The organism is Brevibacillus porteri, assembly GCF_003013475.1.
Lineage (GTDB): Bacteria > Bacillota > Bacilli > Brevibacillales > Brevibacillaceae > Brevibacillus > Brevibacillus porteri.
The window spans coordinates 328,714-353,076 of the sequence record NZ_PXZO01000001.1 but is presented as its reverse complement, the minus strand read 5'-3'; the positions used below and the strand labels follow the sequence as shown (position 1 = coordinate 353,076).

At 47.4% G+C, this 24,363-nt stretch carries 26 protein-coding genes and 1 other annotated feature; of the genes, 5 read left to right on the top strand and 21 right to left on the bottom strand.

Translation table 11 applies throughout. From position 1 onward, the window contains the following. Window positions 1-62 precede the first annotated feature (62 nt). The 3 genes from C7R92_RS01690 to C7R92_RS01680 form a co-directional block, all read right to left on the bottom strand. Window positions 63-305: a hypothetical protein gene (locus C7R92_RS01690; RefSeq protein WP_106833006.1), complete on the bottom strand. Its 243-nt coding sequence runs from the start codon at window positions 303-305 to the stop codon at window positions 63-65. Between the two features lie 161 nt (window positions 306-466). Beyond that, on the bottom strand, window positions 467-703 hold the full coding sequence (locus C7R92_RS01685) for a hypothetical protein (protein WP_069845580.1): 237 nt from the start codon (window positions 701-703) through the stop codon (window positions 467-469). A gap of 338 nt (window positions 704-1,041) precedes the next feature. Then, a complete protein-coding gene (locus tag C7R92_RS01680) occupies window positions 1,042-1,956 on the bottom strand; it encodes a R2-like ligand-binding oxidase (RefSeq protein WP_279629807.1) in 915 nt (304 codons plus the stop codon). Between the two features lie 192 nt (window positions 1,957-2,148). Here C7R92_RS01680 and C7R92_RS01675 point away from each other — a divergent pair, with 192 nt between their 5' ends. After that, window positions 2,149-2,835 (top strand): helix-turn-helix transcriptional regulator, encoded by a 687-nt coding sequence (locus C7R92_RS01675; RefSeq protein ID WP_069845581.1) that lies wholly within the window; start codon window positions 2,149-2,151, stop codon window positions 2,833-2,835. 150 nt (window positions 2,836-2,985) lie between these two features. On the opposite strand, the gene rplT is transcribed toward C7R92_RS01675, so the two are convergent. The 10 genes from rplT to C7R92_RS01625 form a co-directional block, all read right to left on the bottom strand. Then, window positions 2,986-3,345 carry a 50S ribosomal protein L20 gene (rplT, locus tag C7R92_RS01670; protein WP_007728568.1) on the bottom strand — a complete coding sequence of 120 codons (360 nt, stop codon included), beginning with the start codon at window positions 3,343-3,345 and terminating at the stop codon, window positions 2,986-2,988. Between the two features lie 91 nt (window positions 3,346-3,436). Next, entirely contained in the window at window positions 3,437-3,634 is a 198-nt protein-coding gene (gene rpmI, locus C7R92_RS01665) for a 50S ribosomal protein L35 (protein ID WP_069845582.1), read from the bottom strand. A gap of 30 nt (window positions 3,635-3,664) precedes the next feature. Next, a complete protein-coding gene (infC, locus tag C7R92_RS01660; RefSeq protein WP_035291699.1) occupies window positions 3,665-4,168 on the bottom strand; it encodes a translation initiation factor IF-3 in 504 nt (167 codons plus the stop codon). Between the two features lie 263 nt (window positions 4,169-4,431). Beyond that, the gene (gene moaA / locus C7R92_RS01655) at window positions 4,432-5,451 is read right to left on the bottom strand and encodes a GTP 3',8-cyclase MoaA (RefSeq protein WP_106833005.1); all 1,020 of its coding nucleotides are present in this window, start codon (window positions 5,449-5,451) and stop codon (window positions 4,432-4,434) included. A 212-nt stretch (window positions 5,452-5,663) separates the two neighbouring features. Beyond that, window positions 5,664-7,718, bottom strand: coding sequence for a methyl-accepting chemotaxis protein (locus C7R92_RS01650; RefSeq protein ID WP_106833004.1), 2,055 nt, complete (start codon window positions 7,716-7,718; stop codon window positions 5,664-5,666). A 134-nt stretch (window positions 7,719-7,852) separates the two neighbouring features. Beyond that, window positions 7,853-9,766 carry a threonine--tRNA ligase gene (gene thrS, locus C7R92_RS01645; RefSeq protein ID WP_106833003.1) on the bottom strand — a complete coding sequence of 638 codons (1,914 nt, stop codon included), beginning with the start codon at window positions 9,764-9,766 and terminating at the stop codon, window positions 7,853-7,855. 59 nt (window positions 9,767-9,825) lie between these two features. Further along, window positions 9,826-10,061 (bottom strand) — a binding site (T-box leader). Window positions 10,062-10,086: 25 nt separating this feature from the next. Next, complete coding sequence (gene ytxC, locus C7R92_RS01640) at window positions 10,087-11,007, bottom strand: putative sporulation protein YtxC (RefSeq protein WP_106833002.1); 921 nt, start codon at window positions 11,005-11,007, stop codon at window positions 10,087-10,089. A 178-nt stretch (window positions 11,008-11,185) separates the two neighbouring features. Beyond that, the gene (mqnC, locus tag C7R92_RS01635) at window positions 11,186-12,292 is read right to left on the bottom strand and encodes a cyclic dehypoxanthinyl futalosine synthase (RefSeq protein WP_106833001.1); all 1,107 of its coding nucleotides are present in this window, start codon (window positions 12,290-12,292) and stop codon (window positions 11,186-11,188) included. Between the two features lie 146 nt (window positions 12,293-12,438). After that, window positions 12,439-12,663: a hypothetical protein gene (locus tag C7R92_RS01630; RefSeq protein WP_106833000.1), complete on the bottom strand. Its 225-nt coding sequence runs from the start codon at window positions 12,661-12,663 to the stop codon at window positions 12,439-12,441. A 122-nt stretch (window positions 12,664-12,785) separates the two neighbouring features. Beyond that, window positions 12,786-13,217, bottom strand: coding sequence for a hypothetical protein (locus C7R92_RS01625; protein ID WP_106832999.1), 432 nt, complete (start codon window positions 13,215-13,217; stop codon window positions 12,786-12,788). A 189-nt stretch (window positions 13,218-13,406) separates the two neighbouring features. Between C7R92_RS01625 and C7R92_RS01620 the strand changes: the two genes are divergently transcribed. Continuing rightward, complete coding sequence (locus C7R92_RS01620; protein WP_017251023.1) at window positions 13,407-13,973, top strand: YqaA family protein; 567 nt, start codon at window positions 13,407-13,409, stop codon at window positions 13,971-13,973. A 52-nt stretch (window positions 13,974-14,025) separates the two neighbouring features. On the opposite strand, the gene C7R92_RS01615 is transcribed toward C7R92_RS01620, so the two are convergent. Genes C7R92_RS01615 through C7R92_RS01605 form a run of 3 tightly spaced genes read right to left on the bottom strand, consistent with a single transcriptional unit; the run spans window position 14,026 to window position 17,818 of the window. Beyond that, window positions 14,026-15,837: an acyl-CoA dehydrogenase family protein gene (locus C7R92_RS01615; protein WP_106832998.1), complete on the bottom strand. Its 1,812-nt coding sequence runs from the start codon at window positions 15,835-15,837 to the stop codon at window positions 14,026-14,028. Then, window positions 15,834-17,405, bottom strand: coding sequence for a class I adenylate-forming enzyme family protein (locus tag C7R92_RS01610; protein WP_106832997.1), 1,572 nt, complete (start codon window positions 17,403-17,405; stop codon window positions 15,834-15,836). Before C7R92_RS01610 ends, C7R92_RS01615 begins: the two co-directional genes overlap by 4 nt. Next, the gene (locus tag C7R92_RS01605) at window positions 17,402-17,818 is read right to left on the bottom strand and encodes a MerR family transcriptional regulator (RefSeq protein WP_106832996.1); all 417 of its coding nucleotides are present in this window, start codon (window positions 17,816-17,818) and stop codon (window positions 17,402-17,404) included. The genes C7R92_RS01610 and C7R92_RS01605 overlap by 4 nt, the downstream gene beginning before the upstream one ends. A gap of 168 nt (window positions 17,819-17,986) precedes the next feature. Between C7R92_RS01605 and C7R92_RS01600 the strand changes: the two genes are divergently transcribed. From C7R92_RS01600 to C7R92_RS01590, 3 genes are all read left to right on the top strand, one after another. Next, window positions 17,987-18,409 carry a cell wall hydrolase gene (locus tag C7R92_RS01600; RefSeq protein WP_106832995.1) on the top strand — a complete coding sequence of 141 codons (423 nt, stop codon included), beginning with the start codon at window positions 17,987-17,989 and terminating at the stop codon, window positions 18,407-18,409. A gap of 32 nt (window positions 18,410-18,441) precedes the next feature. Further along, window positions 18,442-18,894 (top strand): spore coat protein GerQ, encoded by a 453-nt coding sequence (gene gerQ / locus C7R92_RS01595; RefSeq protein ID WP_069845602.1) that lies wholly within the window; start codon window positions 18,442-18,444, stop codon window positions 18,892-18,894. Window positions 18,895-19,020: 126 nt separating this feature from the next. Further along, window positions 19,021-19,338, top strand: a complete 318-nt coding sequence (locus tag C7R92_RS01590) for a hypothetical protein (RefSeq protein ID WP_106832994.1) — start codon at window positions 19,021-19,023, stop codon at window positions 19,336-19,338. On the opposite strand, the gene C7R92_RS01585 is transcribed toward C7R92_RS01590, so the two are convergent. The 5 genes from C7R92_RS01585 to C7R92_RS01570 form a co-directional block, all read right to left on the bottom strand. Beyond that, the gene (locus C7R92_RS01585) at window positions 19,335-20,477 is read right to left on the bottom strand and encodes a DUF2087 domain-containing protein (protein ID WP_106832993.1); all 1,143 of its coding nucleotides are present in this window, start codon (window positions 20,475-20,477) and stop codon (window positions 19,335-19,337) included. The two genes, C7R92_RS01590 and C7R92_RS01585, sit on opposite strands and share 4 nt — an antisense overlap. 116 nt (window positions 20,478-20,593) lie before the next feature. Then, entirely contained in the window at window positions 20,594-21,070 is a 477-nt protein-coding gene (locus C7R92_RS01580) for a PilZ domain-containing protein (protein WP_106832992.1), read from the bottom strand. A gap of 77 nt (window positions 21,071-21,147) precedes the next feature. Continuing rightward, window positions 21,148-21,321 (bottom strand): hypothetical protein, encoded by a 174-nt coding sequence (locus C7R92_RS32195; protein WP_007728597.1) that lies wholly within the window; start codon window positions 21,319-21,321, stop codon window positions 21,148-21,150. A 90-nt stretch (window positions 21,322-21,411) separates the two neighbouring features. Next, a complete protein-coding gene (locus C7R92_RS01575) occupies window positions 21,412-22,662 on the bottom strand; it encodes a GNAT family N-acetyltransferase (protein WP_106832991.1) in 1,251 nt (416 codons plus the stop codon). A gap of 148 nt (window positions 22,663-22,810) precedes the next feature. Next, the gene (locus C7R92_RS01570) at window positions 22,811-24,247 is read right to left on the bottom strand and encodes an MDR family MFS transporter (RefSeq protein WP_106832990.1); all 1,437 of its coding nucleotides are present in this window, start codon (window positions 24,245-24,247) and stop codon (window positions 22,811-22,813) included. Window positions 24,248-24,363: the final 116 nt, after the last annotated feature.

Sequence of the window (24,363 nt, the reverse complement as noted above, 5' to 3'; positions counted from 1 at the left end):
AACGTCGAGGCGTTTTTCACAGAAAAAAGCCGCCAGACAGGGTCTGACAGCTTTCTGCTGCTTTATTTTTCATCTTTTTCGTTTACAGCCGGGGCGAAAATAAACGAAGGGCCGATTTGTTGCGTCTTTTTGGCATCGGTTACTTGAACCGTTTGAACGGTTGGTATCGCATATGAACCTGGGCTTACGAAGGAAGGCTGCACCGAGTAAGAATCATCCTTGTCTTTCGCAAACGCTCCTGGCACGAACATCGCTGAACAGACTATCGCTGTTACACCCATCATCATCCATTTTTGTTTTCTCATCTATGTCTCTCTCCCTATCCAATGTTTTCCTGTAACGCTTTTTATTGTATGGCATTGGGGAGTCTGCTCGACACGGACGAAAGATTGTTTTTTTCTCAGACTTGAGGATTACATTCACTTTTTCCAAATAAAAAGCATCCTGTACGGATGCTTGAAGCCCATTAGTTTTCTTCTTTTTCGTTTACAATTGGAGCGAAAGTAAACGCACTTCCTGCTGTTTGCGTGCCTGTCACCGCATCTGTTTTCTGAACTACTGGAGCCGAGTACGGACCAGGCGCGAAGATAGAAGACGTCACGGAATATGAGTCATCTTTGTCTTTGGCAAACGCCCCTGGCACGAACATCGCTGAACAAACAACTGCTGTAATTCCCATCATCATCCACTTTTGTTTTCTCATTTTGATCTCTCTCCCTATCCAATGTTTTCCTCTTATGGCCTTATTTTAAGGGATCAGCCAAGCTGTATAACACGGACGGGAGGTTGTTTTTTGCTCAGACCTCGGGCGGATTCTGCTTTAGGACCAGGGCCCAGTTCTGTAAGCAACGACTCGCCTCAAAACGAATAAGCCGAGTCCGAGCAGCCCCAGAACCAGCCGTCAATACAGACAACCACTTTCGAAGTTGTTGGTCAACCATTTATCGATGCCCCAATCCAAGTCAAAGTGGATCTATAGGCATGAAAAAAAGCACCCGTTGTGGATGCTTTCACGGTCGAATACTTTCGATCGCTTTTTTCTTACACATCGATCATTGTTCTTGTATGCTTATACAGTTCTTCCATCGTCTGCCCTTTTGCTCGGGCAAGTACCTCCATGCGCACACTCAATTGCTTTTTCGCAAACTGCTGCAAATCAGCGACCTTCACTCCGAATGCACTCACCCCTTGTGAGTTATCCATCCAGTCGTACAGATGACTTGCCATTGGAGCCAGCTCATCCATCTTTTTGGCAATGACATCGTAAATATGGGGATGCTCACAGATCAATCGCTGCAGCAGAAATGTTCCGTAGCTAATGTGCCGCGATTCGTCTGTCTTCAAATACCCAATTCCTTGCATTAAACCCGGCATGAGCCCCGTTTTGCTGAGTGCTTCGTAAAACGCATAGTAGCCTGTCTCTGCGAGCACGCCTTCCACAAACATGTTGTAGACAGTAGAAGCCTCTGCGATGGCTTCCGGGGATTTATCTGTCAGCAGACGATTGAGGGCATTTGGCAAGATCCCATGGAAAATTCGCTTGTACACATCATCGTGAAAATGATGCAAGTCTCCTGACTCGCCGATGTTGTCGAGAACCAACCTGAAAAACTCTGTGTGCTTGGCCTCTTCAAAGAGGAAGGTCGTCAAATACATTTCTTCCTCCAATCGCCCTTCCTCGGCAATAACCATGATCAAAGGCAAAAGGTCAAGGGTGACTGCCTCTTCCCCACCCAGAAAACCAGCAATCCGTCCCAAAGTTTCTTCCTTCTGCTCCAGATTCATATTCGCGTAATCTTCGCGGTCTTGCGTAAAATCAATGTCCTGCGGGTTCCAAATGCCGTATCTCTTCGCTTTTTGATACAATTGGTACGGTAGCAGCTCCTGATTCAATCCTTTTTGGCTGGTCGAAACAAAACCATTCCTCATCCCCATCCAACCTTTCTTTTTTCTCATACGCCTTCTATTTCGAATGAATAAAAGAAGTCATGAAATTGTTAATTTATACCAACTCCATTCTTTACGCTCAGATCAGCCGTTTGATAAAATGAAGGCGCTATAGGTTGATTATAGGTCAGGCTGAACGGTCGTTCATATCCCCAAAAATCAGGGGGTGTTCATCACTCAAATGGAGGTGGCAATCACTCCATGGTCAGTCCAGAGCTGAACATGTACATCGATCGAATCGAAGAAACGGCATATTACGAGGAGAAACTGGTGCTTGCTGTACGTGGCTTCGTGGATCTCTTTCCTTTCATGGGAGCCATTCTGTGCAATTACTCGACGCTCAGTCAAATGGGTGAGGGACTATGGTCGATTCTTGACCAAGAGTTATGCTCCATCCGCGATATACGGGTGGACATGCGCAACATGCCTCTTATCCAGCATGCGATCCGTGAACAGAGAGCCGTACTGCTTGATTCTGAGGCGATCCGTCAATTCCCGCCCAATTTAGTGTACGGCGCCCCTTATGCGCTCATTCTCCCCATCAGCTACGGGCCTAACGTACTCGGCTACGCCGGTATTTCCTGGCATCAGGATGGCTGTTCTGGCATCAACCAACAATTGGTACAATCTTTGAGCGCATACTGCCTGATGCTGGGCAAAGTATTGGCAACCGACTCCCTTCGCCCTAAAACCGTCAAGCTCTCACGCCGAGAAGTCGAAGTCATGCAGCGGATTTCATGGGGCGAAAGCGTTAAGGAGATGGCGGACTGGATGGGAATTAGTGAGTTTACCGTACAGGATTACATCAAGTCCGCCTTAAAAAAGCTCGGTGTGCAAAATCGCGCACAAGGTGTGGCGGACGCCATTCGACAGCGAATCATTTGTTGAATAAAAGTAGAAAAAAACAACCGAATGTGTTTTCGGTTGTTTTTTCTTTGACTCAAATTTCCCTATCTACGTTCTGATTTCTACCATCTAGACCACAACAAAAAAGCCGCCCTTCCCTCAATCGGAAAGATCGGCTCTTCTATTCAAAAATTAAGCGTTCAGTTTGCTTTTTGCAACTGTTGCCAGTTCGTTGAACGCAGCTTTGTCGTTAACAGCCAAGTCAGCCAGCATTTTGCGGTTAACTTCGATGCCAGCAACTTTCAGGCCGTGCATCAAACGGCTGTAGGACAGACCGTTCATGCGAGCTTGCGCGTTGATACGAGTGATCCACAGTTTGCGGAAATCACGTTTCTTTTGACGACGGTCACGGTATGCATACAGCAGGGATTTCATTACCTGCGCATTAGCGGATTTAAACAGGCGATGTTTGGAACCGAAGTATCCTTTCGCCAGCTTCAGGATTTTCTTATGACGACGGCGTGTAACAATGCCACCTTTTACTCTTGGCATACTAAACTCCTCCTGGTCTTTCCAGCATGGCGGCCTACTGCTAGGCGCTTAGGGAGCTCATGCTGCGTAATGGTGTGAAATAAAAAATAACTTACATGTAAGTGAGCATTTGCTCAATGCGTTTTTGATCGCCTTTGGAAACGAGTGCAGCTTTACGCAGGTGGCGTTTTGCTTTTGTCGTTTTGTTAGCGAACAAGTGGCTACCAAATGCGCGGTCGCGCTTCAATTGGCCGCTTCCAGTCTTTTTGAAACGTTTCGCAGCAGCCTTGTTGGTTTTCATTTTAGGCATCTGAAAAATCCTCCTGTCTAAACTACTATCTTACTTTTCCGCTTTCGGAGCCAGAATCATGATCATGCTGCGGCCCTCGATCTTCGGCTTGCGCTCAGGCGTAGCGAGATCTTCACACTGTGCAGCAACACGTTCCATAACGCCTAGTCCAATTTCGGAGTGGGTGATTTCACGTCCACGGAAACGGATCGTACACTTCACCTTGTGTTGATCCTCCAAGAACTTGCGGACGTTGCGAAGCTTTGTTTGAAAATCGTGTTCCTCGATGTTAGAAGAAAAACGCACTTCTTTCAGCTCGATGATCTTCTGGTTTTTACGCGCTTCTTTTTCCTTTTTCGCCTGCTCGTATTTGAACTTTCCATAGTCCATGATACGGCATACAGGCGGCTTGGCTGTAGGAGCAACGTTTACCAGATCCAATTCAGCTTCCTGGGCAATGCGCAATGCTTCCCTAAAGGGTACGACTCCCAATTGGCTCCCGTCAGCACCGATTAAACGGACTTCACGGGCACGGATCGCTTCGTTAATTAACATTTGATCCTTGCTAATACTTGCCACCCCCGTCAATTTCGAGAAGGAACAAAAATGTGCGAACGCAATCTGCGCCCGCACATATCTCACCTAAGCAATTTCATCAGATCCGAGGATCTTTGCGTAAGAGTTACCTGTCAACAGTCGTATACGACGTCGACCCAGGTGAGAAGCTGTGCGCCTCTGCTTGTTCTCGAAGTATGAAGTGTTTATACACGCAATTTATATTACAAGGTAGCTTGGGTTTTGTCAAGGCTCATACCTAATTATCCACCGATATGGGACATTTCGACCTTTTCACGCTGGGCGAGACCAGGCGTTTCACTTAGTCGTTCCTCCGAGTAGCGCACGTCACGCCGCTCCCAGATTGCACGTATCAGCTCGCGAATCTCTTCATCCGTGCGTCCATCGCGGACTGGTTCGCGCAAATCATCTCCAGATGAAGCAAAGAGACAGTTGTACAATTTCCCTTCTGCCGACAAGCGAGCTCGCGTACAAGTGGAGCAAAAAGCTTGGGTCACCGATGAGATCAACCCGATCTCCTGGTCCGATCCCTCATAGCGATAGCGAGAAGCCACCTCTCCATAGTAGTTCGCTTCAGTCGCTACCAACGGCATCTCTGTATGGATCATGCGCACAATTTCACGGGAAGGAACGACTTGATCCAGCCGCCAGCCATTACTGTTTCCCACATCCATGAATTCAATAAATCGAAGGGTGTGCCCTTGCTCACGGAAGTATCGTGCCATCGGCAAAATATCTTGATCATTGACTCCGCGTTGTACCACCATGTTGATCTTAATCGAAAGCCCGGCATCTGCCGCTACGCGAATCCCTTCCAGCACGGCATCTACCTGATAGCCTCTTCCGTTCAACACCCCAAAGCGCTCATTATCCAAGCTGTCCAGGCTGACCGTGACCCGATCCAGACCTGCTTCTTTTAGTGCTTGCGCATGGCGGGACAAGAGAGAACCGTTTGTCGTCATCGCAATATCTTGAACGCCTTCTACTTCACGTATCATTCGAATCAACTCAGGCAGATTTCTGCGCATTAATGGCTCTCCGCCGGTAATGCGGATTTTCCCAACCCCAAGTGAAGTAAAGATCTGGGTCAAACGGGTAATTTCCTCAAAGGTCAGCAACTTGCTTTGCGGCAAAAACTCAAAATCCGGTCCAAAAATTTCGGCAGGCATGCAATAACGACAACGAAAATTACATTTATCGGTGACAGATATTCGTAAATCTCGGAGAGGACGGTTCCGTAAATCAAGCACTTTTTCTGGCATAGATGTTCACTCTCCTTTTATCTATATAGGACGACTTTTCCCCTTCATCATTACTATCATATCGCATTTCGACTTAGTACCAGTCTATTATCATAAATCGAAATAGCCAAATTTTCAAACGCAAACAGCACATTGTGCCATAAATGGGGCTACTTTTGCAAAAAAAGAGTACGAATACCTCCCGACATTCGTACTCTTTCCGTTATGCATTCTTATATTTTAAACTTACTGATCATTCTTTCCAGTTCACGAGCCATCTGATTCAAGGATTCAAATGAAACGGAAAACTCTTCCATAGTGGCCAATTGACCATTGGAGGAAGCAGCCAGATTTTCAGCATTGTGGGCTGAAATCCTTGCAATTTGGGCAGTTTCGTCCACAGATGCTGCTACTTGTTCCGATCCGGCAGACATTTGCTCAGAGACAGCAGATACCTCCTGAATTTGATCCGTTATCTGTCGAATTTCTTGTAAGATGCGTTGGAAGGCTTCCCCTGACTCCAGTACAGTAGACAATCCATCCTGAACATCTTGATTGACAGAATCCATCGAGTTGACCGCCATGGTCGTATCTGTTTGGATCTCCTGAATGAGGTTGGCGATTTGCCGAGCAGACTCATCAGATTGTTCAGCGAGTTTTCTCACTTCATCTGCTACGACAGCAAAACCTCGTCCATGCTCTCCCGCACGGGCAGCTTCGATGGCTGCATTGAGAGCAAGCAGATTCGTTTGGGAAGCAATTCCTGTAATCACGTCAATGATTTGCACAATTTCTTTGGATCGCTCACCCAATTGCTTGACGACGGATACGGAATGTTCCACAGAGCCACGGATGGAGTCCATTTGCTGGATAGCTTTTTGGATGGACTGGTTTCCTAGCTGCGCTTCATCCGCCGTACATGTAGATGATTCTGAGATGATGGAGGTTGTTTCCGCCACGCGTTGGATGCCGATCGACATTTCTTCCATCGCTCTTGCGGATTCTTCCGCACCTCTGAGCTGATTTTGCGCCCCGCTCGCTACTTCCTGTATCGTGGTAGAAATCTTGTTCGTAGTGTCTACATTGTCTTCCAAGCGAACCGATATGTTGTCTGACGAAGTAGAGAGGGTGTTAACCGCTTTTTGGACTTCCCGAATGAGTCCTTGGATGGATACTTGCATCACCTGAATGCTCTGACCAAGCATGCCGATTTCGTCTTTTCTTTCCAAAAGGTTTTTGGGCAATTCACCGGTAAAGTCACCACGTCCGATCTGCGCAATCTGGTCAACGATAGCAAGCAATGGCTTGGTGAATTTGTGCGAGAAAAGAACGGAAGCGATAACCGCTAATAAGGCAAACAGAAGGCTCAATGCCCCGATGATGAAACCGATTTGATTGGCTTCAGCAGAGAGCTCAGCTTTTTCAATAAACGAAATATATTTCCAGCCAGTTTTGTCTGAAGTAAAGACGTTAGCCAAATACTCGGTATCGTTCATCGTGACCGCAAAGCTGCTTGCGGTATTCTCTGCGATAGCAGCCAATTCAGGAATTTGCGTATCTTTCAGGTTCTTCGAATTGAGCTCGGGGTTCTTGGGATTAGCCAAAATCGTTCCGTCTTTGCCAACCAGCATGAGATAACCCGTTTTGCCGATCTTAATGTCTTTCAAAATGTCGGTTAGCCCTTTTAAATTCACATCCAGTCCAACAACGCCCAGTGGTTCACCCTTGTCATCCACAAGCATCGTCACGTTACTGATCACGATACTGTTATCGCCCAAATAGAGATACGGATCTGTCGTGATCACTTTTCCGGGATTCCCCATTGGGTTTTTGTACCAATCCCTTGTACGCGGATCGTAATTCGGAATGACATCATCTGTCGGCCACTGTATGTATCCTCCGTATTTAGTCGCTAAATAAATAAATGCAGTATTCGGATGAGAATCGACAAATCGCAGGAAATCTTGAAAAATGGCCGCCTCTACTCCGCCATTTTGCAGTGGCGTATGCTTGGTTTTGGTTGGTTTGTCCATATACGTCGTAATAGTGTTATCTGCACTTTTTAATAAGGGACTGCCTGCTATCAGGTTTACGTTTTCACGAATCGAGTCGAAATGCAAGTTAATCGCATTGTCTACTTGAGCCACTTCTTTTGTCGTGGATTCAATAAAATAAGTCTGGATTCGCTCCTCCATTTTGACATAGACAAATGAGCTAATCACTCCAATCGGGATTAAAATAATGGCAAGAAATGCTGCTATCAGTCTTTGCTTGATGCTTATCCGCATACGTATCCCCCGCAGTTCTTCTTGATGTCCATATCTATAATTACCCTACATCCTTTTCCCGTTCTTTTTTCCAAGTAAACGTATAATGAAAAAAGCCGCCCGAAACTTCTGGGCGGCTCTACTTCTATACGCTTTTACTTCATTTCATTGATTTCAGCGCGGATTTTCTCTACAAACGCATCCACTGTCATCGCGCCTTCATCGCCCACTCCGCGTTTGCGGACGGACAATGTACCGTCAGCCACCTCTTTTTCACCGATGACCAGCATGTACGGGATTTTTTCAACTTGTGCTTCACGGATTTTGTAGCCGATTTTCTCATTGCGGCCATCCAGCTCTACGCGAATGCCAGCTTGTTGCAGCTTTTCTCTTACTTGTTCCGCGTATGGCATGTGCACTTCGCTGATGTTCATGATGCGTGCTTGAATGGGAGTCAGCCAAATCGGGAATGCGCCTGCGTAGTGCTCGATCAGGATACCAATGAAGCGCTCCATGGAGCCGTACATCGCACGGTGCAAGACAACTGGACGATGCTTCTCGTTGTCTTGACCAACATAAGTCAGGTCGAATTTCTCAGGCATTTGGAAGTCCAACTGGATCGTTCCGCATTGGTGACGACGTTTCAGCGCGTCGGTAATTTGGAAATCGATCTTCGGTCCGTAGAACGCACCGTCTCCGTCTTTGATTTCATATGCCATACCGAGCTCATCCAACACTGTTTTCAGAGAGCTTTCTGCTGCTTCCCACAGCTCATCAGAGCCCATGGAATCTTCCGGACGAGTGGACAGAGCCACACTGTATTCGAAGCCAAATACCTTGTAGATGCTGTCAATCAAAGTGATCATGCCTTTGATTTCGCTCGCGATCTGATCAGGACGGACAAATACGTGCGCGTCATCCTGGCAGAAGGTGCGTACCCGCAGCATTCCGTTCAATGCACCGGAGTACTCATGGCGGTGAACTTGCCCGAACTCGGAGTAACGGATCGGCAGGTCGCGGTAGGAATGCATCTCGTTTTTATAGATCAGCATGTGACCTGGGCAGTTCATTGGCTTCAAGGCGTAAGTCGCGTTGTCTACTTCAGAGAAGTACATGTTCTCTTTGTAGTGATCCCAGTGACCAGATTCTTTCCAGAGACGCTCGTTCATGAGGAACGGAGAGCGAACTTCTGTGTATTGTGCCAATTGTTGCAGACGGCGGGAGAATTGCTCCAGCTCGTTGCGAACAGTGAAGCCTTTTGGCAGGTAGAACGGCATGCCTGGTGCTTCCTCGGAGAACATGAACAGTCCCAGTTCTTTACCCAATTTGCGGTGATCGCGCTTTTTCGCTTCTTCGATGAAGTGCAGATATTCATCCATGTCTGCTTTTTTCGGCCAAGCTGTACCGTATACGCGTTGCAGAACTTGGTTTTCTGCTTTACCGCGCCAGTATGCACCTGCTACGCTCATCAGCTTGAATGCTTTGATGAAGCCAGTGGACGGCAAGTGCGGACCACGACAGAGGTCGAAAAATTCGCCTTGCTCATACAGCGTGATAATCGCATCCTCTGGCAGGTCGCGAATCAGCTCCAGCTTCAGGTGATCGTTCAGTTCTTGGAAAATCGTAGTTGCTTCTTCGCGGCTTACGACTTTGCGGCGAATCGGCAGGTCTTCCTTCACGATTTTTTCCATTTCCGCTTCGATTTTGCCCAAATCCTCTGGGGAAAGGGAAACCGGAATATCCATGTCGTAGTAAAAGCCATCTTCGATTACAGGACCGATTCCGAATTTCACTTCAGCGCCGTAAATGCGTTTTACCGCTTGAGCGAGCAAGTGAGCTGTACTGTGGCGGTATACTTCCAACCCGTCAGCAGAATCGAGGGTAACGATTTCAATCGCTGCGTCATCTGTGAGTTCTGTGTACAAATCGACAACCTTGCCGTCTTTTTTACCAGCTACTGCCTTTTTCTTCAGACTAGAGCTAATGGAGCCTGCGATGTCTTCGATAGTAATCCCAGCGTCGTATTGACGAACGGCTCCATCTGGGAAAGTAACATGAATTTGTGCCACTGCGGATTCTTCCTTCCTGTATCTTGTTTGGTTGAGAAAATAAAAAAACACTCATCCCAAAAAGGGACGAGTGTGTTCTCGCGGTACCACCCTACTTCAAGTCTGTTCACAAAAACAGACTCCTCATTCCATGTAACGGTATTTAACCGGCATACCGATAGTAAAAGCCTACGCTTCGTTCCCGGCAGCTACTCGAAGGTGGTAGATCAATAACAGTTCGCAGCGAGCTTCCAGCCTGTGGCCCGCCTCTCTAGAGCGTCCTTACTATTGTCCGTGTCCTTCTCATCGTATTTATAAGCGATGTAAAGTTGTTGTTGCTATTATAGTTTAGAGGGATTATTCCCGTCAAGTACACGTCGCTCGGATAGGCAAAGCGAACAAGAGTGGCAAGTAACGAGCCGACTGTCAAAAATACTGCGGATCGTCTGTGCAAGCCCAGGCTTTTCCGAAGCCATATGAAGCACGATACTCTCAGGAGCCAGTGTAACCAAAGCACTGACCAAATAATCCTCGTCCCTGCATTTTTGTTCATCCATGTTCAGAACGGTATCCAACTGTTCAAGCCAAAGACGATCCCCTTTTTTGTCATAAAGATGGAAAGGTTTGTCCACACTAGGAACGACATGAACGATTTCCTGCTTCGTTTCCTGTACTGCGATGAAATAGCGCAACAACTCGACAAACTCTTGGTATTGCTTGTCTTCCAGATATTCATCAATGCCAGTTTCCACGAGCTCGAATAGCTCATTCCAATGCTCCTGCAGTCGAAATCGGACGAAGCCCAAGACGTTGATCGTTCTCTCCCACTCCAGATAGGTGAAAACTTTGCGATAGACGTTTGCCTTGCGTGTCGTAGCTGTTAACAGTTCCCTTCCATCAAGCTCGACTTCTTGGCACATGCGTTGAATATAAGGAAAAATCTCTGCCCACTCGGTCTCCATCTGTTCGGCAGCGAGTAAGTCAGCGGCCATTTCTTCCATAATTTTCGGTTCCTTCACCTGAATGACCCATTCGGCTAATGTAAGAGCAACGAAGGCTCTCGCCCACTCGATGGTCTGCGCGTCATACTCAGTCTCACACCAGCTTTGAAAGTAGAACAAGAGGTATCCATTCTCTTCTTGCTCCCTGTATGTAATGCGCACCGGTGCAGTGTTGACCCGCTCCTTCATCTCATTTACGATAGCCCGATACGTGTCACAATGCTCAGGGACATTCTCCAGCAATACGCGAAACGTCTGCATAACCATCCCCCCAACCGCCATTGTAGTTACAGTATATGTCCCGTCAGGAGCGATATACTTTTAAACGATTGGAAACTCAGGGAAGGTTGCAGGTAAAAAATTCCTGAATAAAAAACCAAAAAACGCTCCCCTGCCGGTTTCCCTTTGTTGGGAGGGGCAGAGAAGCGTTTGGAGGTTATTAGTTTTGCATGACAAAATCACGTTCTGACATCTCGCCGTCTTTGAAAACGCGCAGAATGTCATACTGTGTGTTGCGCTGTGCAGGGATTTTGCCTGCTCCGCGAATGAGCTCCAAAATTTGGTTCGTGTTGACCTTGTACGTACATGCCGCTGCGGAAACAACGTTTTCTTCCATCATTGTTTGGCCGAAATCGTTCGCTCCGTAAGAGAGAGAAAGCTGGCCGTAATGCGGGCCCATCGTCACCCAGGAAGATTGGAAGTTTTCGATATTATCCAGCATGAGGCGGCTAATTGCCAGTGTTTTCAAGTATTCCTCTGGCGTGTTGTTGACTGCCTTCATATTGGTGTTGTCCGGTTGGAATGTCCAGACGATGAACGCTTTGAATCCGCCTGTCTCATCTTGGGCATCACGAATGCGCAAAAGGGACAGTACGCGCTCCTCCATCTCTTCCCCAAAACCGATTACCATGGTAGCAGTACCAGGCAACCCTGCACGGTGTGCGGCTTTTTGGGTGTCAATCCATTCAGTCCAAGAGCCTTTCAATCGGGAAATCTTTCGACGTGTACGATCGTCGAGGATTTCGCCACCCGCTCCCGGCAAGGAATCGAGACCCGCTGCCTTCAGCTCTTTCAGCACTTCCTCGACAGACATGTTGGAAACTTCCGCGATTTTCATCACTTCCGCTACAGACAGAGAGTGCATCGTAATCTGCGGGAAGCGCTGCTTGATCGCGCGCAACAGGTCGGTGTAATAATCCAGCTTCAGATCCGGATTAGTACCGCCTTGCATCAAGATTTCCGTACCGCCTACGTCTACGGTCTCTTGAATTTTTTGGAAAATAGTCTCTCTGGGTAGAACGTATCCTTCCGAAGAGCCTGGCGCTCGATAAAAAGCACAAAAACGGCAATAGGTGTCACATACGTTCGTGTAATTGACGTTGCGGCTAATAACAAAAGTCGCAATCGGTTCTGGATGATGCTTTTGCATGACCAGATTGGCGTAATGTCCGATCTTTTCGATTTCATTGCTCGCAAACAAAGCCAGACCATCTTCAAGACCCAGTCGTTCACCTGCGAGAGCACGTTCCAATATAGAATCGATCATAAGGATCACTCCTTGTACCATACGTAAATTCCATCCCACATCATATCACAATACCGGGACATCGGCTATAGCCTGAGGTGCTGGCAGATTCGCTGCCATACGCGAAAAAACCCTGCTAGAGACAGGGCTTGGAATCGCCATTATTCTTATTGTTCTTCATATCCGATCTGTTCGTATACTTCTGGCTCCCAGTAAATCACCGTTTGCGCGAGTGGCAAATTCGTTTCGCGCGCTCCGTTTGGTTGGCCATTAAAATAAATGATTTCTGTTATGGATACCCGATCACCACGTACGTCAATTTCCCCTGACAATTGCAAGTTAGTCCCGTTTGGCGCATAGAAAACGGCTTTTCCCGAACCCAATGTTTTCATTGGTTCCTCCCATGATGTTTGTCCTGTTTCCCTACATTTTAGTGGATAATCTTTCCTAGCGTCAATGAAAAAACAAGGACTTCAATATCAATATTCGACCTAGGATAAGCTCATTGGACCACTCATTTTGAAACCGCCTGGGTAACTTGATGATGATTCCGATTAAAATATGCCTTCGATTGTTTGTTGTGGGTCACAACCAAAAGAAGAGTTACATACACGATTGCAATCAAGAAAGCTCCGTTGCTTATATCCAGTAAAATCGCCAGACTTATGCAGACAATCGCCGACTTGAAAAACCTCATCTGTATGAAGATGAACAATAAAGTCGTGATGATTAGCGGAAGCATTAATCTTCCTTGCATTCTTCCTAACACATAGCTTTGATCTAACATATCTTCTGGCATAGTCACAACGCTGAAAACCATTTTACTGGCCCAGTGATTCAAGTTCATCGGATCTACCTGTGAAACCACAAAATAAAGTCCCCCCAATACGATGACTTGCAACAGCATAAACCCTTGAATAACTTTGATTGATAATGGCATTTTCATGTAAAAGATATCCCTTTCGTAATGACATTCCATACCAACTTATCTTCGGGATATTTTGGAAACCCATTGATGGGCCAATTGTCCCATTTCCTTAATTTCCCTCTCGACATCTACCTTCAGTTGTGGTCTTTCTTTGGACAAACTGGCATAGGATAGCTACAATAGAAAAAACCTTCTAAGGAGATGCTCATGCTCGAACATATCACACAGCTATTCATGCAATATGGGATGTGGGGACTTGTTGCCATGGCATTTTTGGACTCATTTATTAGTCCGATTCCTCCGTTTTTTATGCAAATTGCGATGAGTCTGCTCGATCCAGGCTCAGCGATTCAGTTTGCAACAGTAGCCTTTACTGCTTCCGTCCTCGGCGCTCCCATCGGATTTTTGTTGGGGAGATGGCTAGGAAAACCACTTTTGCACAAGCTTCTCCCTGAAAAATGGGTGATCGTAGCGACGGAAAAATTCGCAAAAAACGGGGATGCTGCTGTACTGATCGGAGCTTTTACCCCCATTCCTTTCAAGGTTTTCACTGTGCTCTCCGGTGTATTCAATTACTCGCTGACCAAGCTCATGTTTTATGCGATCATCGGGCGGGGATTGAAGTTTTATTTGATTGGCACCTTGTTTTATTTATATGGAAAACACGCCAAGGTTCTGATCGATGAATACTTTGAGATCACTCTGCTGGCGGTCGCAACAGGGGTTGCTGCGATCTGGTTCATTTGGAGTATGCGCCGCAAGCGGTATGCGTAAAAATCAAAAGCGCCTTCGCCACCTCAACAAGTGGTCTAAAGGCGCTTTTTGATTATCGGGTCGGAACAATGGCGGACTGTTGGGTCCACTCTTCTACGCTGACAGACTGATACTCCATCAGTTGGGTAAAGAACTGTACATCCAGCAAAGAATCGGCTTGAATCCCCCGTTTTTCTTGTGATTGGAAATACTTTTCGGCATACAGCTTTGCCAAAATGTATTTTCGTGCATTTCCCTCCCCTGTCACCTGATCCTCTGCTTCACTGACGATGCATGATAAGGTGTACAAATCTACCATATGGTCCGCGAGCGTTTTTAATTTGTACGTCAAATAATCGTGGGTCTGTTGCATGAGATAGGCGATATTGTCCTCCAGGATGGCCAGTTCTGTCCGAATCAACTCGGCGTACGGCTGCGAAAAGACATGCTTCCAGCCAGCTATGCGCTCCCGAAGCAATCTGCAAAACACTTCGTGGCTGTTTTCTTTTTGCATCACACGCAAAATATCGAGTGCGAGTATATTCGAGGTGCCTTCCCATACGGTCAAAACTTGCGCATCACGCAATAGACGCGGCGTCACGTACTCCTCGATATAACCGTTACCGCCATGAATTTCAATTGCGGTATGGGTCGATTCGACAGCCTCTTCCCCTGTGCGGTATTTCAGCAAAGGAATCAGCAGGCGAGCAAGCGCGTTATCCTCTTTGTTAGCGGAATTAGACTGCAAGCGATCATAAACAGCAATCATATCAAACACCGCACCCGTGCTCACCTCCGTATCCAATAAGAGGCTCACCAGCATTTCTTTTACCATCGGGTACTGATCGATTGGCTTCCCGAATGCACGACGTTGCTCGGCATAATACCTCGCTTCATAAAAAGCTCGACGCATGATCCCAATCGAAGCAATCGCGTTGCAAATGCGAGAGAGGTTCAGGGCTTCTGCCATGTACTTGAAGCCGTTCTCCGGCTCCCCGATCAAATAGCCCTCTGCCCCGTTCAACAGTATCTCCGCAGATGGTACGGCGTTAACACCCAGCTTATCTTTTAGGCGGCGGACCTGAATGTGATTGCGTTCGTTGTCAGGCTTTATCCAAGGCACCAAAAACAGTCCGAGCCCTTTTGTCCCCGGCTTCTCCTCATCGATTCTCGCCAAAACAGTGGCAACAAATGCGCCAGCATTGCTCGCAAAAAACTTTTCTCCTGTCAATCGGTACACACCCGGTCGATCTGCTACTGGCTCTGCTACAGTCAAATTCGCACCGACATCCGAACCGCCCTGTCTCTCTGTGAGCCAAGTAGCTCCTTCATACAAGCGAGTACGATCGCGAGAGGTCAGTCCTGTCAGGTACTGCTCCTTCTGTTCTTCGCTGCCGTAACGATCAATCAAATAAGCGGCTGACATCGACAAGGTGACAGGGCAATAGAAACCCGGCTCAGACTGACTCACGAGATAGCCCATGAAAAAGGAATAGCTGTACGGCGCTTTTCTCCCCAACTCAGGAATGTCTTGATACAAGTAGCTGACGATGCCTGCTCCGTAAACTTCTGCTACTGTTTCCTTGTAGCCTTCATTGGTAATGATCTCAGAAATATCCTCACCCAGCCGATTGTACTTGCGCAATCTCGGCTTGCCTTCTCTGTCTGTATAGGCGGCACGCTCATCGATGGGGCCTCCCACTTGCGCCCCTAGCCAGCTCAACTGCTGTCTGGCCCATTCATGCATGGAAGCAGGGAGATAGCGTTGCAGCAAGTAATCGAGGTTGGGATCTTCTTTGAAAAAGTTTTGTGCCTGTGGCGTACGCGGGTGCGGGATGTTATCGCTGTATGTTCGCTGATCAATGCTCGTTTGCAAATCACTCATCGCAGTTCCACTTCCTTTTGGGAACTAACATCACGTAGTACATGCTTCAGGACTTTTCCGCTCGTGTTCCGCGGCAATGAAGGAACGATATTCACCTGTCGCGGGAGCTTGTAATCGGCTAGATGACCACGCAAAGAGCCTTGGATTTCTTTTAGCCACTCTCGATTGGTATCGACTCCTGGTTTCAGTACCACATAGGCCGTAACCGTCTCACCCCACTCAGGATGCGGCAAACCTACAACAGCTACCTCACCAATCGACGGATGACGCTCTAACAATTGCTCGATTTCCTTGGGGTAGACGTTTACCCCGCCCGTAATCATCACGTCTTTTTTGCGATCAATCATCCACAGAAATCCATCCTCATCTACGCGTGCAATATCGCCTGTGTACACCCAACCATCCCTTATGGTTTCTGCTGTAGCCTCTGGATTGTTGTAGTATCCTTTCATTGTCCCTTCTCCGCGCAAGCGAATTTCGCCCGCTTCGCCACTGGCGCATTGCTCTCCCCGCTCGTCAACAACCTCCATTTCGACGAACAATACACCACGATTGCCTAAACTGCCGATTTTGTCCGGATGCTCTCTGTGTAAGAGGCACATTCCGGTCGGCCCTGCCTCCGTCAAGCCGTAGACGCACGCCAGTTTATCGCGTCCATATGCTTCTTCCATAAGCGAAGCCATCTCTTTGGACAGCGGAGCCCCGCCATACATCCAATATTCGATGGAAGACAAATCGTACGCCGTAAACTCTGGGTGCTTCATCGTCAGCAAATACGCCACTGGCGCTCCGAAGAAATGCGTAATTCGATGCTGCTGCACCAAATCCAAGAGAAGCTGCGGCGAGAAGGTCAGGGCCATTACCTGGGTGGCGCCAAGCATGAGCCCTGCAATGAAAAAGAGATGGAGGGGAGCCGAATGACTCAGCGGCATCAAATGCAAAATTCGCGAACGATGTGTCATCGTCAGCTCAATCGACATCATTTTCGCGACAGTCATCAAGCTTCTATGTGTATAGAGCACCCCTTTAGGGCGTCCAGTCGTGCCAGATGTATACAGGATGCTAACCTCGCTATCTTCGTTCATGTTCGCCAAATACGACTGTGAAGAAAGCGTATTCATTTTTTCGAAAGACACGTCACTGGCATCCCAGTCAGCGATTCCATGCCAATTCCCTTGGCTCGCACCTGTTTTGATTGCCACAAGCTGTGACGTTTGCAGGACCCACTCATTCACGATAGGCACGAGGGCATCGTGAACAAGAAGTGCCTTTGCTCCGGCATGTTCACATATATGTCGTACTTCTTCTTGGGTTGAGCGCGCATTGATCGGTACGACGAGGGCACCACTGCGAATGACGGCGACGTAAAAAATGGCAAACTCCGGGCAATTGGGCATCAACATGACAACCCGATCCCCTTGCTCGATGCCAAGCTCTTGCAAATGGCAAGCCCACTGAGTAGAACGTGTGTCCCACTGGGAAAAGCTGACCTCTACATCTCCTGCAATCAGCGCGGACTTGTCAGGGTATTTCCTTCCGTTTTCTGCGAGCAGAGCTGATACATTCATCGTTTCTCCTCCTCGTTTTCTTCAAGCAATTTTTGTTCAAAGTTTTGCTTGTAGACGAGAATGTCTTCTCTCAGTTGTCGGAGTTCCATGATTTTCTCGTCGATCTCAGCCAGCTTTTGGTTGCCGTACTCAATCGTTCGCAAAAGCTGCGCACGACCTGTACGGTCCTCGTCGAACAGCTCAATCATCTCGCGAATCTGATCTAACGAAAATCCGAATCGCTTTCCTCGCAGAATGAGTCGCAGCCTGGCACGATCCTTTCGGTTGTAGTACCTGCTTCCCTTCTCTGTCCGACTGGGGAAAATCAAGCCGAGCTCTTCGTAGTACCGAATCGTTCGGGTGCTTACGTCTACTTGTTGAGCGAGATCAGAGATGGTCCACGATTCATCCTTCTGTATTCCTTCTCTGCTCATGTCCAGCGCCCCTCACTTGCATTTATAAAATTCTAAATTTACCGAACAAAATGATTGTAACTGCCGTTTACGTAAACGTCAACTTGATGAAAAATTTATTGGGCCAATCACCAATCTATTATTCGCCCATATATTGTTATTGTGATTTTTGTGGAAGGAGGTGAAGCAATGGCCGTCATTAAAGCGAACTCCAGCGATGTCGATATGCTTGCCAGACTGATTCGGGCTGAGGCTGAGGGTGAAGGTGAGTTGGGCATGTTGATGGTTGGCAACGTTGGGGTAAATCGGATTTTAGGTAACTGCCTTGACTTCAAAAACATTCGCAGCATGCGTGACATGGTCTATCAATCTCCGGGAGGATTCGAAGCGATCCAGAAGCCGTATTTCTATCAACGTGCCAGGGAAAGAGACAAACGACTGGCACAGCGCGCAGTCAATGGAGAGAAAACCCGCCCCGCGAGCAACGCATTGTGGTTCTACCGTCCTGCCGGAAACTGTCCTCCTACCTGGTGGGATCAACAAAACTCCGGTCGCTATAAGGCACACTGCTTCTTCGTTCCAACACCAGCAGATTGTCCACGCGTCTATTAAAAGGATTAGATAGATAAAGGAGCGAGTTCATCATGAGTCAACAAATGCCTTACACTGGTTTCCCTCAACAACAATACGGCTACGACATGTACCCATCCGCCCAGTATCCATACGGTATGCCTCAGCAACAGCAGCAGATGATTCAGCAGCAGCAACCTCAACTGGTTCCGATGCAGCCAAGCGGAGCCTTGATTCCTGGAATGCCCATTACTCCTGGGCAAGTGATGGAAGAATCGTACATCGAAAACATCCTTCGCCTGAATCGAGGCAAAGTCATTACGGTGTACCAAACGTTTGAAAACAACAGCCAATGGAACGCCAAAATTTTCCGTGGTGTCCTCGAAACAGCTGGCCGCGACCACATCATTATCAGCGATCCGCAAACCGGCAAACGCTATTTGCTCCTCATGGTCAACACCGATTACATCACTGCGGATGAAGAGTTGAATTACATCCCACCTCAGCTTCCTACTGGAGTTCGGTAAGCAACCAAGCACAAAAAGACAGTTTCCGTCGGCTATCCCCGGGGGAGACCTGTCTTTTTGACGTTTACACCATTCCATGCTATTAATGAGTGAGAAACACGACCGCTTTGCAAAGGATGAGGAAGAGTGGCATTTGGGATTACACGAGACGAACTGAACCGTTGGAAGCAAGCCGTTAGTCGAGGCGAATTGGCATTTCTCACCCACTATTGGCTGGACCCACGGTTTCCTGGAATCAAAACCGTTACAAAAGTAGGCTGTGCCAATTATTCGTTACTGACAGACTGGTGCCTTGCCAACGGACTCGATCCTGTCTACATTCATAACCGAGCACCCTTCCCACATTTTGATTTACTTGGTGAAAAACAAATTCAGATTTTGCATAAGGAAGGTTTGTGGGATCACTTGGAGCGCTTCCATATGCTGGATGATGGACGAGACTAGGACGGATCTTTTTGCACGTGATAGCCTCGATCACCATATGGCGCCAGCTTTTTCATCCATTTATCTTCGAGTTTTTCCAGTGCATCCTTCCCATCAAAATACGGATGGTCTTTCTTCTCAACCTTCTCTAATACTTCGATTTCAAAAGCGTCCGAACCGTATTTATCCCAGTCTTTTTGCAGCTCACGATTAGGATGCGAACCATGCTGAAGCATGAACTTTCTACCGTTGATCGTTTTTAAGTTATTCGTGCTGGCGATGAACACTTTGTCATTTTGCTTGTTCTTAATTTGATAAACGCCTGCATCGGTTTCTACTTCCTTGTACATCTGCTTGAGCTCTTGCTTGCGATTCATCTGTTGCGCCCCTCGCTCCTCTCCTTCATTTTCCACTGCGATCCGCCAATATTGACTGCCGTCAGCCTGTCTATCCATCAAACCAACATCGACTAAATATCTCCGCAAGGTCACATAATCGTCGTAGAGACCTTCCAAAATCTCATTCACTTCCCGCTCCGTGTAGAAACGATCGAGCTCAAATTTTTTGGAAATCTCTTCGAGTAAGATGAGTTTATGCTTTTGCTTGCGCGGGAATCGTTCTAATCGACCTGATAGTCCATTCGGCAAGAGTTTCTTTACGATCGCGGCATACTCTGCGGCATCGCCATCTTTCGAGGTATTCTTTTGCTTGCTTGATCTGGCATCGTTGGTCGTTTGATGTTTATCCGCTTCATGCAATAACTCCATCATGACCAGAAATACCTTGGCCTGACGTTCTTTTTCCTTGAGTGCAAAGCGGTGATTACGGATCGTTGATGCACTGCCGATCCCCATTTCATTTTGAACCTCGGCGTCTGTCTTGCCCTGGTAAAAGAGGCGAAGCAAATTAACCTGATGATCAGACAAGCCCGTCAATCGTTTATCCAACTGGCTCAAGTGAGTAAAGACAGAACCGTGCACAGCCTCGATGTGATGGCGCATAAAGCGGGACGCTTCGTACAGGGCACCCTCCACTGGATAAATAATTCCTTTCTCCACCTGTTCCCCACAGAGCAAACACATATAATGTTCGTCTTGTTCGATGTAACCTTGCTTCCATTCTTGAAGGGAAGCGCTCCAAAATGCTTCATGAAGACTCATATATAAACACAACCTTTAATCGTTTGATTTATTATAGATAACTTATCACTGCGTTTGTTTTGTGTCAAACAAAAAAGCTCCCTGTTGTGTATTTGCACAACAGAAAGCCTTTTTGTCTATGCTTCACTTGCTCGCATCGCAAGACTTGCTTGGGCTAGCTCTTTTAAAAATGCCAGGCGATCGCCTTTATAGAAACGCCCCTCTGTTGATGTCCGGTTTTGCCGATAGCGGATCGCCAAGCGGTTTATCATACGATTGATCTCCAGATGCTGTTCCTCTTCCATTGTAAAACGTACGGCGTATTCGTAATAGTCCGTTTCCCACGGAATCGTGCGAACGACGTGGCCGTACATTTTCAGAGCCTGTCCGCACAATTCCGTCGCAAACTGCAGAACGAGCTGGTCATTGGCTGGCATTTTGAGATGAGAGAGAAATCGAAGTCCACCTGCTCCGATATCCTCGATCAATACCTGTGTGCTCCCAATCTCCATGGTTTTCCCTTTGATCAGCACAATAGTCATGTCTGCACAGAGGGCGTATTCTAGACGTAAGCGAAAAAATTCACGTTGATGCCCCTCTGATCTACCTGGCATTGTCTTCTCCTTCTTTCTCTTCTCATAGTGGGTAATACGCAAAAGAAAGAGCGCCTGTCACCTTGGCGCCTTTCTTTTTATTTTTTGGGCTTTCGGTATTTGATCTCCTGCTCTTTCACCTGAAAGCGATTCCATAATTCTCTCTCATCATGTGTGATGGAATCATGCTTTTCCAGCCGGAAGAGGAGTCTAACGACCACCCAAACAATCAAAAGAAACGCAAAAAAGATAACCAGTGTAAGAAAGATCATATAACCTGCCTCCTCCCATTTACTAACAACATATGGGAGGAAGCAAAATAAGATAACCAAATGTGTCAAAAACGTGACAAACCTTCTTGTTTAGAAGGTAGTCACACATCGCGGCTTCTCGGGAACAGCAAACAGCCTATCCAAAATGGGAAGCTTTTCTGGAGCATCCAGCTCCAATTGGCCGTATTGATACAGCTTGTGGGCAGTTACTACCCCCATCACGAGTGAAGAAAAATCCGAAATATCTAGCTGCACCGCAACGTCAGGCTCCACTGCCTCCCCTAGTTCCGGACGACCATCGATAAACTTGATGAGCCATGTTCCTTCATTCTCAGGCAGAAACGAATCGCGGATCGTCAGCTTCACATTTACCGTTTCCGAACCAAAATGGTGGTGGGACAGCTGACGGAAAAATCCCGGCACATCAATGATCCGATACATCAGACCGACTCCAGATGCATGACTCTCATGATATATGCTCCACAACATTGTATCCGTTCCATTACCCGGATCAGATAACAACATGTGAAAGTCTTCATCCGGCGTCGTGAACTCAATCCGTTGAATCTGATCGGCTTGACTACGAAGGAAAGAGAGCAATTGCGCGAGTGCTTCGCGGTTCTCATACTGAAGCTCTCTTACTTCTATGTTGTTGAAGAGTTTGTTTTTTTCATGGGCGCCCTGGAACTGGAAAGCAAGATAGCCTTCTAACCTTCCGTCCTTTTTGTAGCCGACGACAATCATTTCTGGAACATCGAGGAGTCTGTCCCAGTCCCGCTCTGTTCGCTTAATCATGCCATGTGTTTGACGGGCGATTCGATGATAACAAGCAGACAGTTCTTCTATGTCCTCTTTTCCTATATAGACGATTTTGTCCTTGCCTACAAACGGCAGGCTGGACGGCTTGAACTTGTATTGGTGAACCTTGGTCCCTACTCCAAAACCCATTTGCTTGTAAAAATCAACACGAAACGGATAGAGAGAGACCAGCGAGATTCCCCGCTCCCGATAGCTGGAAAGAAAACCTCGCAGCATCGACATGGCCACTTTTTCCTTTTTATGCAAAAGGTCTACGGCGACCAGCCCAATCCCGCCAGTCAAAAGCGGTGTGCCGTGAACATTCATAGGAAAATCGTACCATTTCATAATCCCCACTATTCGTCCATCACGGTAGCATCCGTGGTAGCTGACATGTGGGTCGTTTTCGATCGTCTCCCTTACGCGTTCGGCAAATCGCTGTCTGCTCTCTGCACCCAGTAGATTGCTTCCAGGGTAGCTCATCGCTGCAATCCTAACGACCTCATCGATATCGTCAATGGAAACTGGTCGAATCTCCTCCATCGTCCCATGCACTCCTGTCCGCAAGAATTTGGGCATCTAGGAAAATAGTATCGATGAATGTACCAACTGGCAATATGTAGTTTGTATTTTTTGGAAAACTGTAACCAATTATTTGAAAAACGCCCGCACTCGGCGGACGTCTTTGAATTTAGTGTGTCTGTTTGACTCGGTTTCCTTTTGCGATCACAAGCGTCAGAACAAAGCTGGCTATCGCAAGCACTAAGGTGCCTGTGAAGACTACATGAACACCACTAGCCAACAAGTCTCGGATCTGTGCCAGCTGTGCCACTGGAATCGATCCCTGTTCAAACGAGGCCCCTAAATTCGCATGACCACTTGCTACAGTCACCATGTTGAACAACATTCCGAATACAGCTGCCCCGAAGGTTTGGCTAAATGTACCCGTGAACGTATTGAGGGCAACCGCTGTGCCCCTCTTGTCGACTGCAACGGACGATTGAATTTTTACCATGATGATCGGAGAAATGAGTCCCATTCCCAAACCAATTAAGCCTACAGCCACATAAATGAGGTATCCCGCTGACTGAGCGGACAGGAAGCTCAACAATGTTGTCGCTACCGTCAGAACGGCAGTTCCTGCGACAAACAACTGTTCAGCTCGCAGCTTGCCTAACAAGTTCCCTGCAAGGATAGAGCCGATCGTCCAGCAAACCGGCATCGGTGTCAGGACAAAGCCAGCCATTGTCGCACTTTCTCCCAAGACTCCCTGGCTCCAGATCGGCAAGTAAACCACCATGCTGATGACAATTCCATTGGTCAAGAGTGTCAGCAAATTGATCATGGTCACGTTTCGATTGGTAAAAAGCGAAAGCGGAATCAGCGGCTCAGGCGATTTCTTTTCCACTGATACAAAGATTAGATAGCTCACCAATGCAAATACGATCAAGGAAATCGTCACCGGACTGGTCCATGATTGATTTTGGCTACCTGTTAACAAGGCATACAACAAAGCGATGGTCCCGACCGAAAAAATAAGCGCGCCCGGATAATCGATATGACGCTTTTCTTTGACGGCAAGCTTTTCCTTATACATGAAGACGAGCATGAAAAACGATACGAGGCCAAAAGGCAAGTTAAGAAAAAAGATATAACGCCACGTCAGAGTATCGACCAAAAATCCTCCGACCAACGGACCTGCCACACCGGAAAGTCCCCATACAGCACTAATCCAGCCCTGCGCTTTTGCTCTGGCAGTCTGCTCGGTGTACAAATCTCCGATGATAGTCATCGTAATCGGCATGACTGAACCTGCACCCAAGCCTTGAATGGCACGGAAAACAATGAGCTGCCACATCGACGTCGCCACTCCACAGAGCGTGGAACCTAACAAAAAGATACCGATACCGATTAACAATACGTTTTTTCGGCCAAATAAATCAGCCAGCTTGCCGTAAATGGGAGCAGATACGGCAGTGGCAAGCATGTAGATGGCGTATACCCAGCTCACCTGTTCAAAGCCTGCCAAATCACTCGTAATGCGTGGTACGGCTGTACTCACAATCGTTCCTTCCATCGCAGCAAGGAATGTCGAGAGCATTAGGGCAATCATAATCTGTAGTCTCATCTCGATCTCCTCTCTCTACGCATGATTGCGAGCAGTGAAAAAGCATTGTCTAGTATATCACATTAGAGAACGTGTCTTCGCCAATCTTTCTCGCCCAACGAAAAACCTCGTCTTGT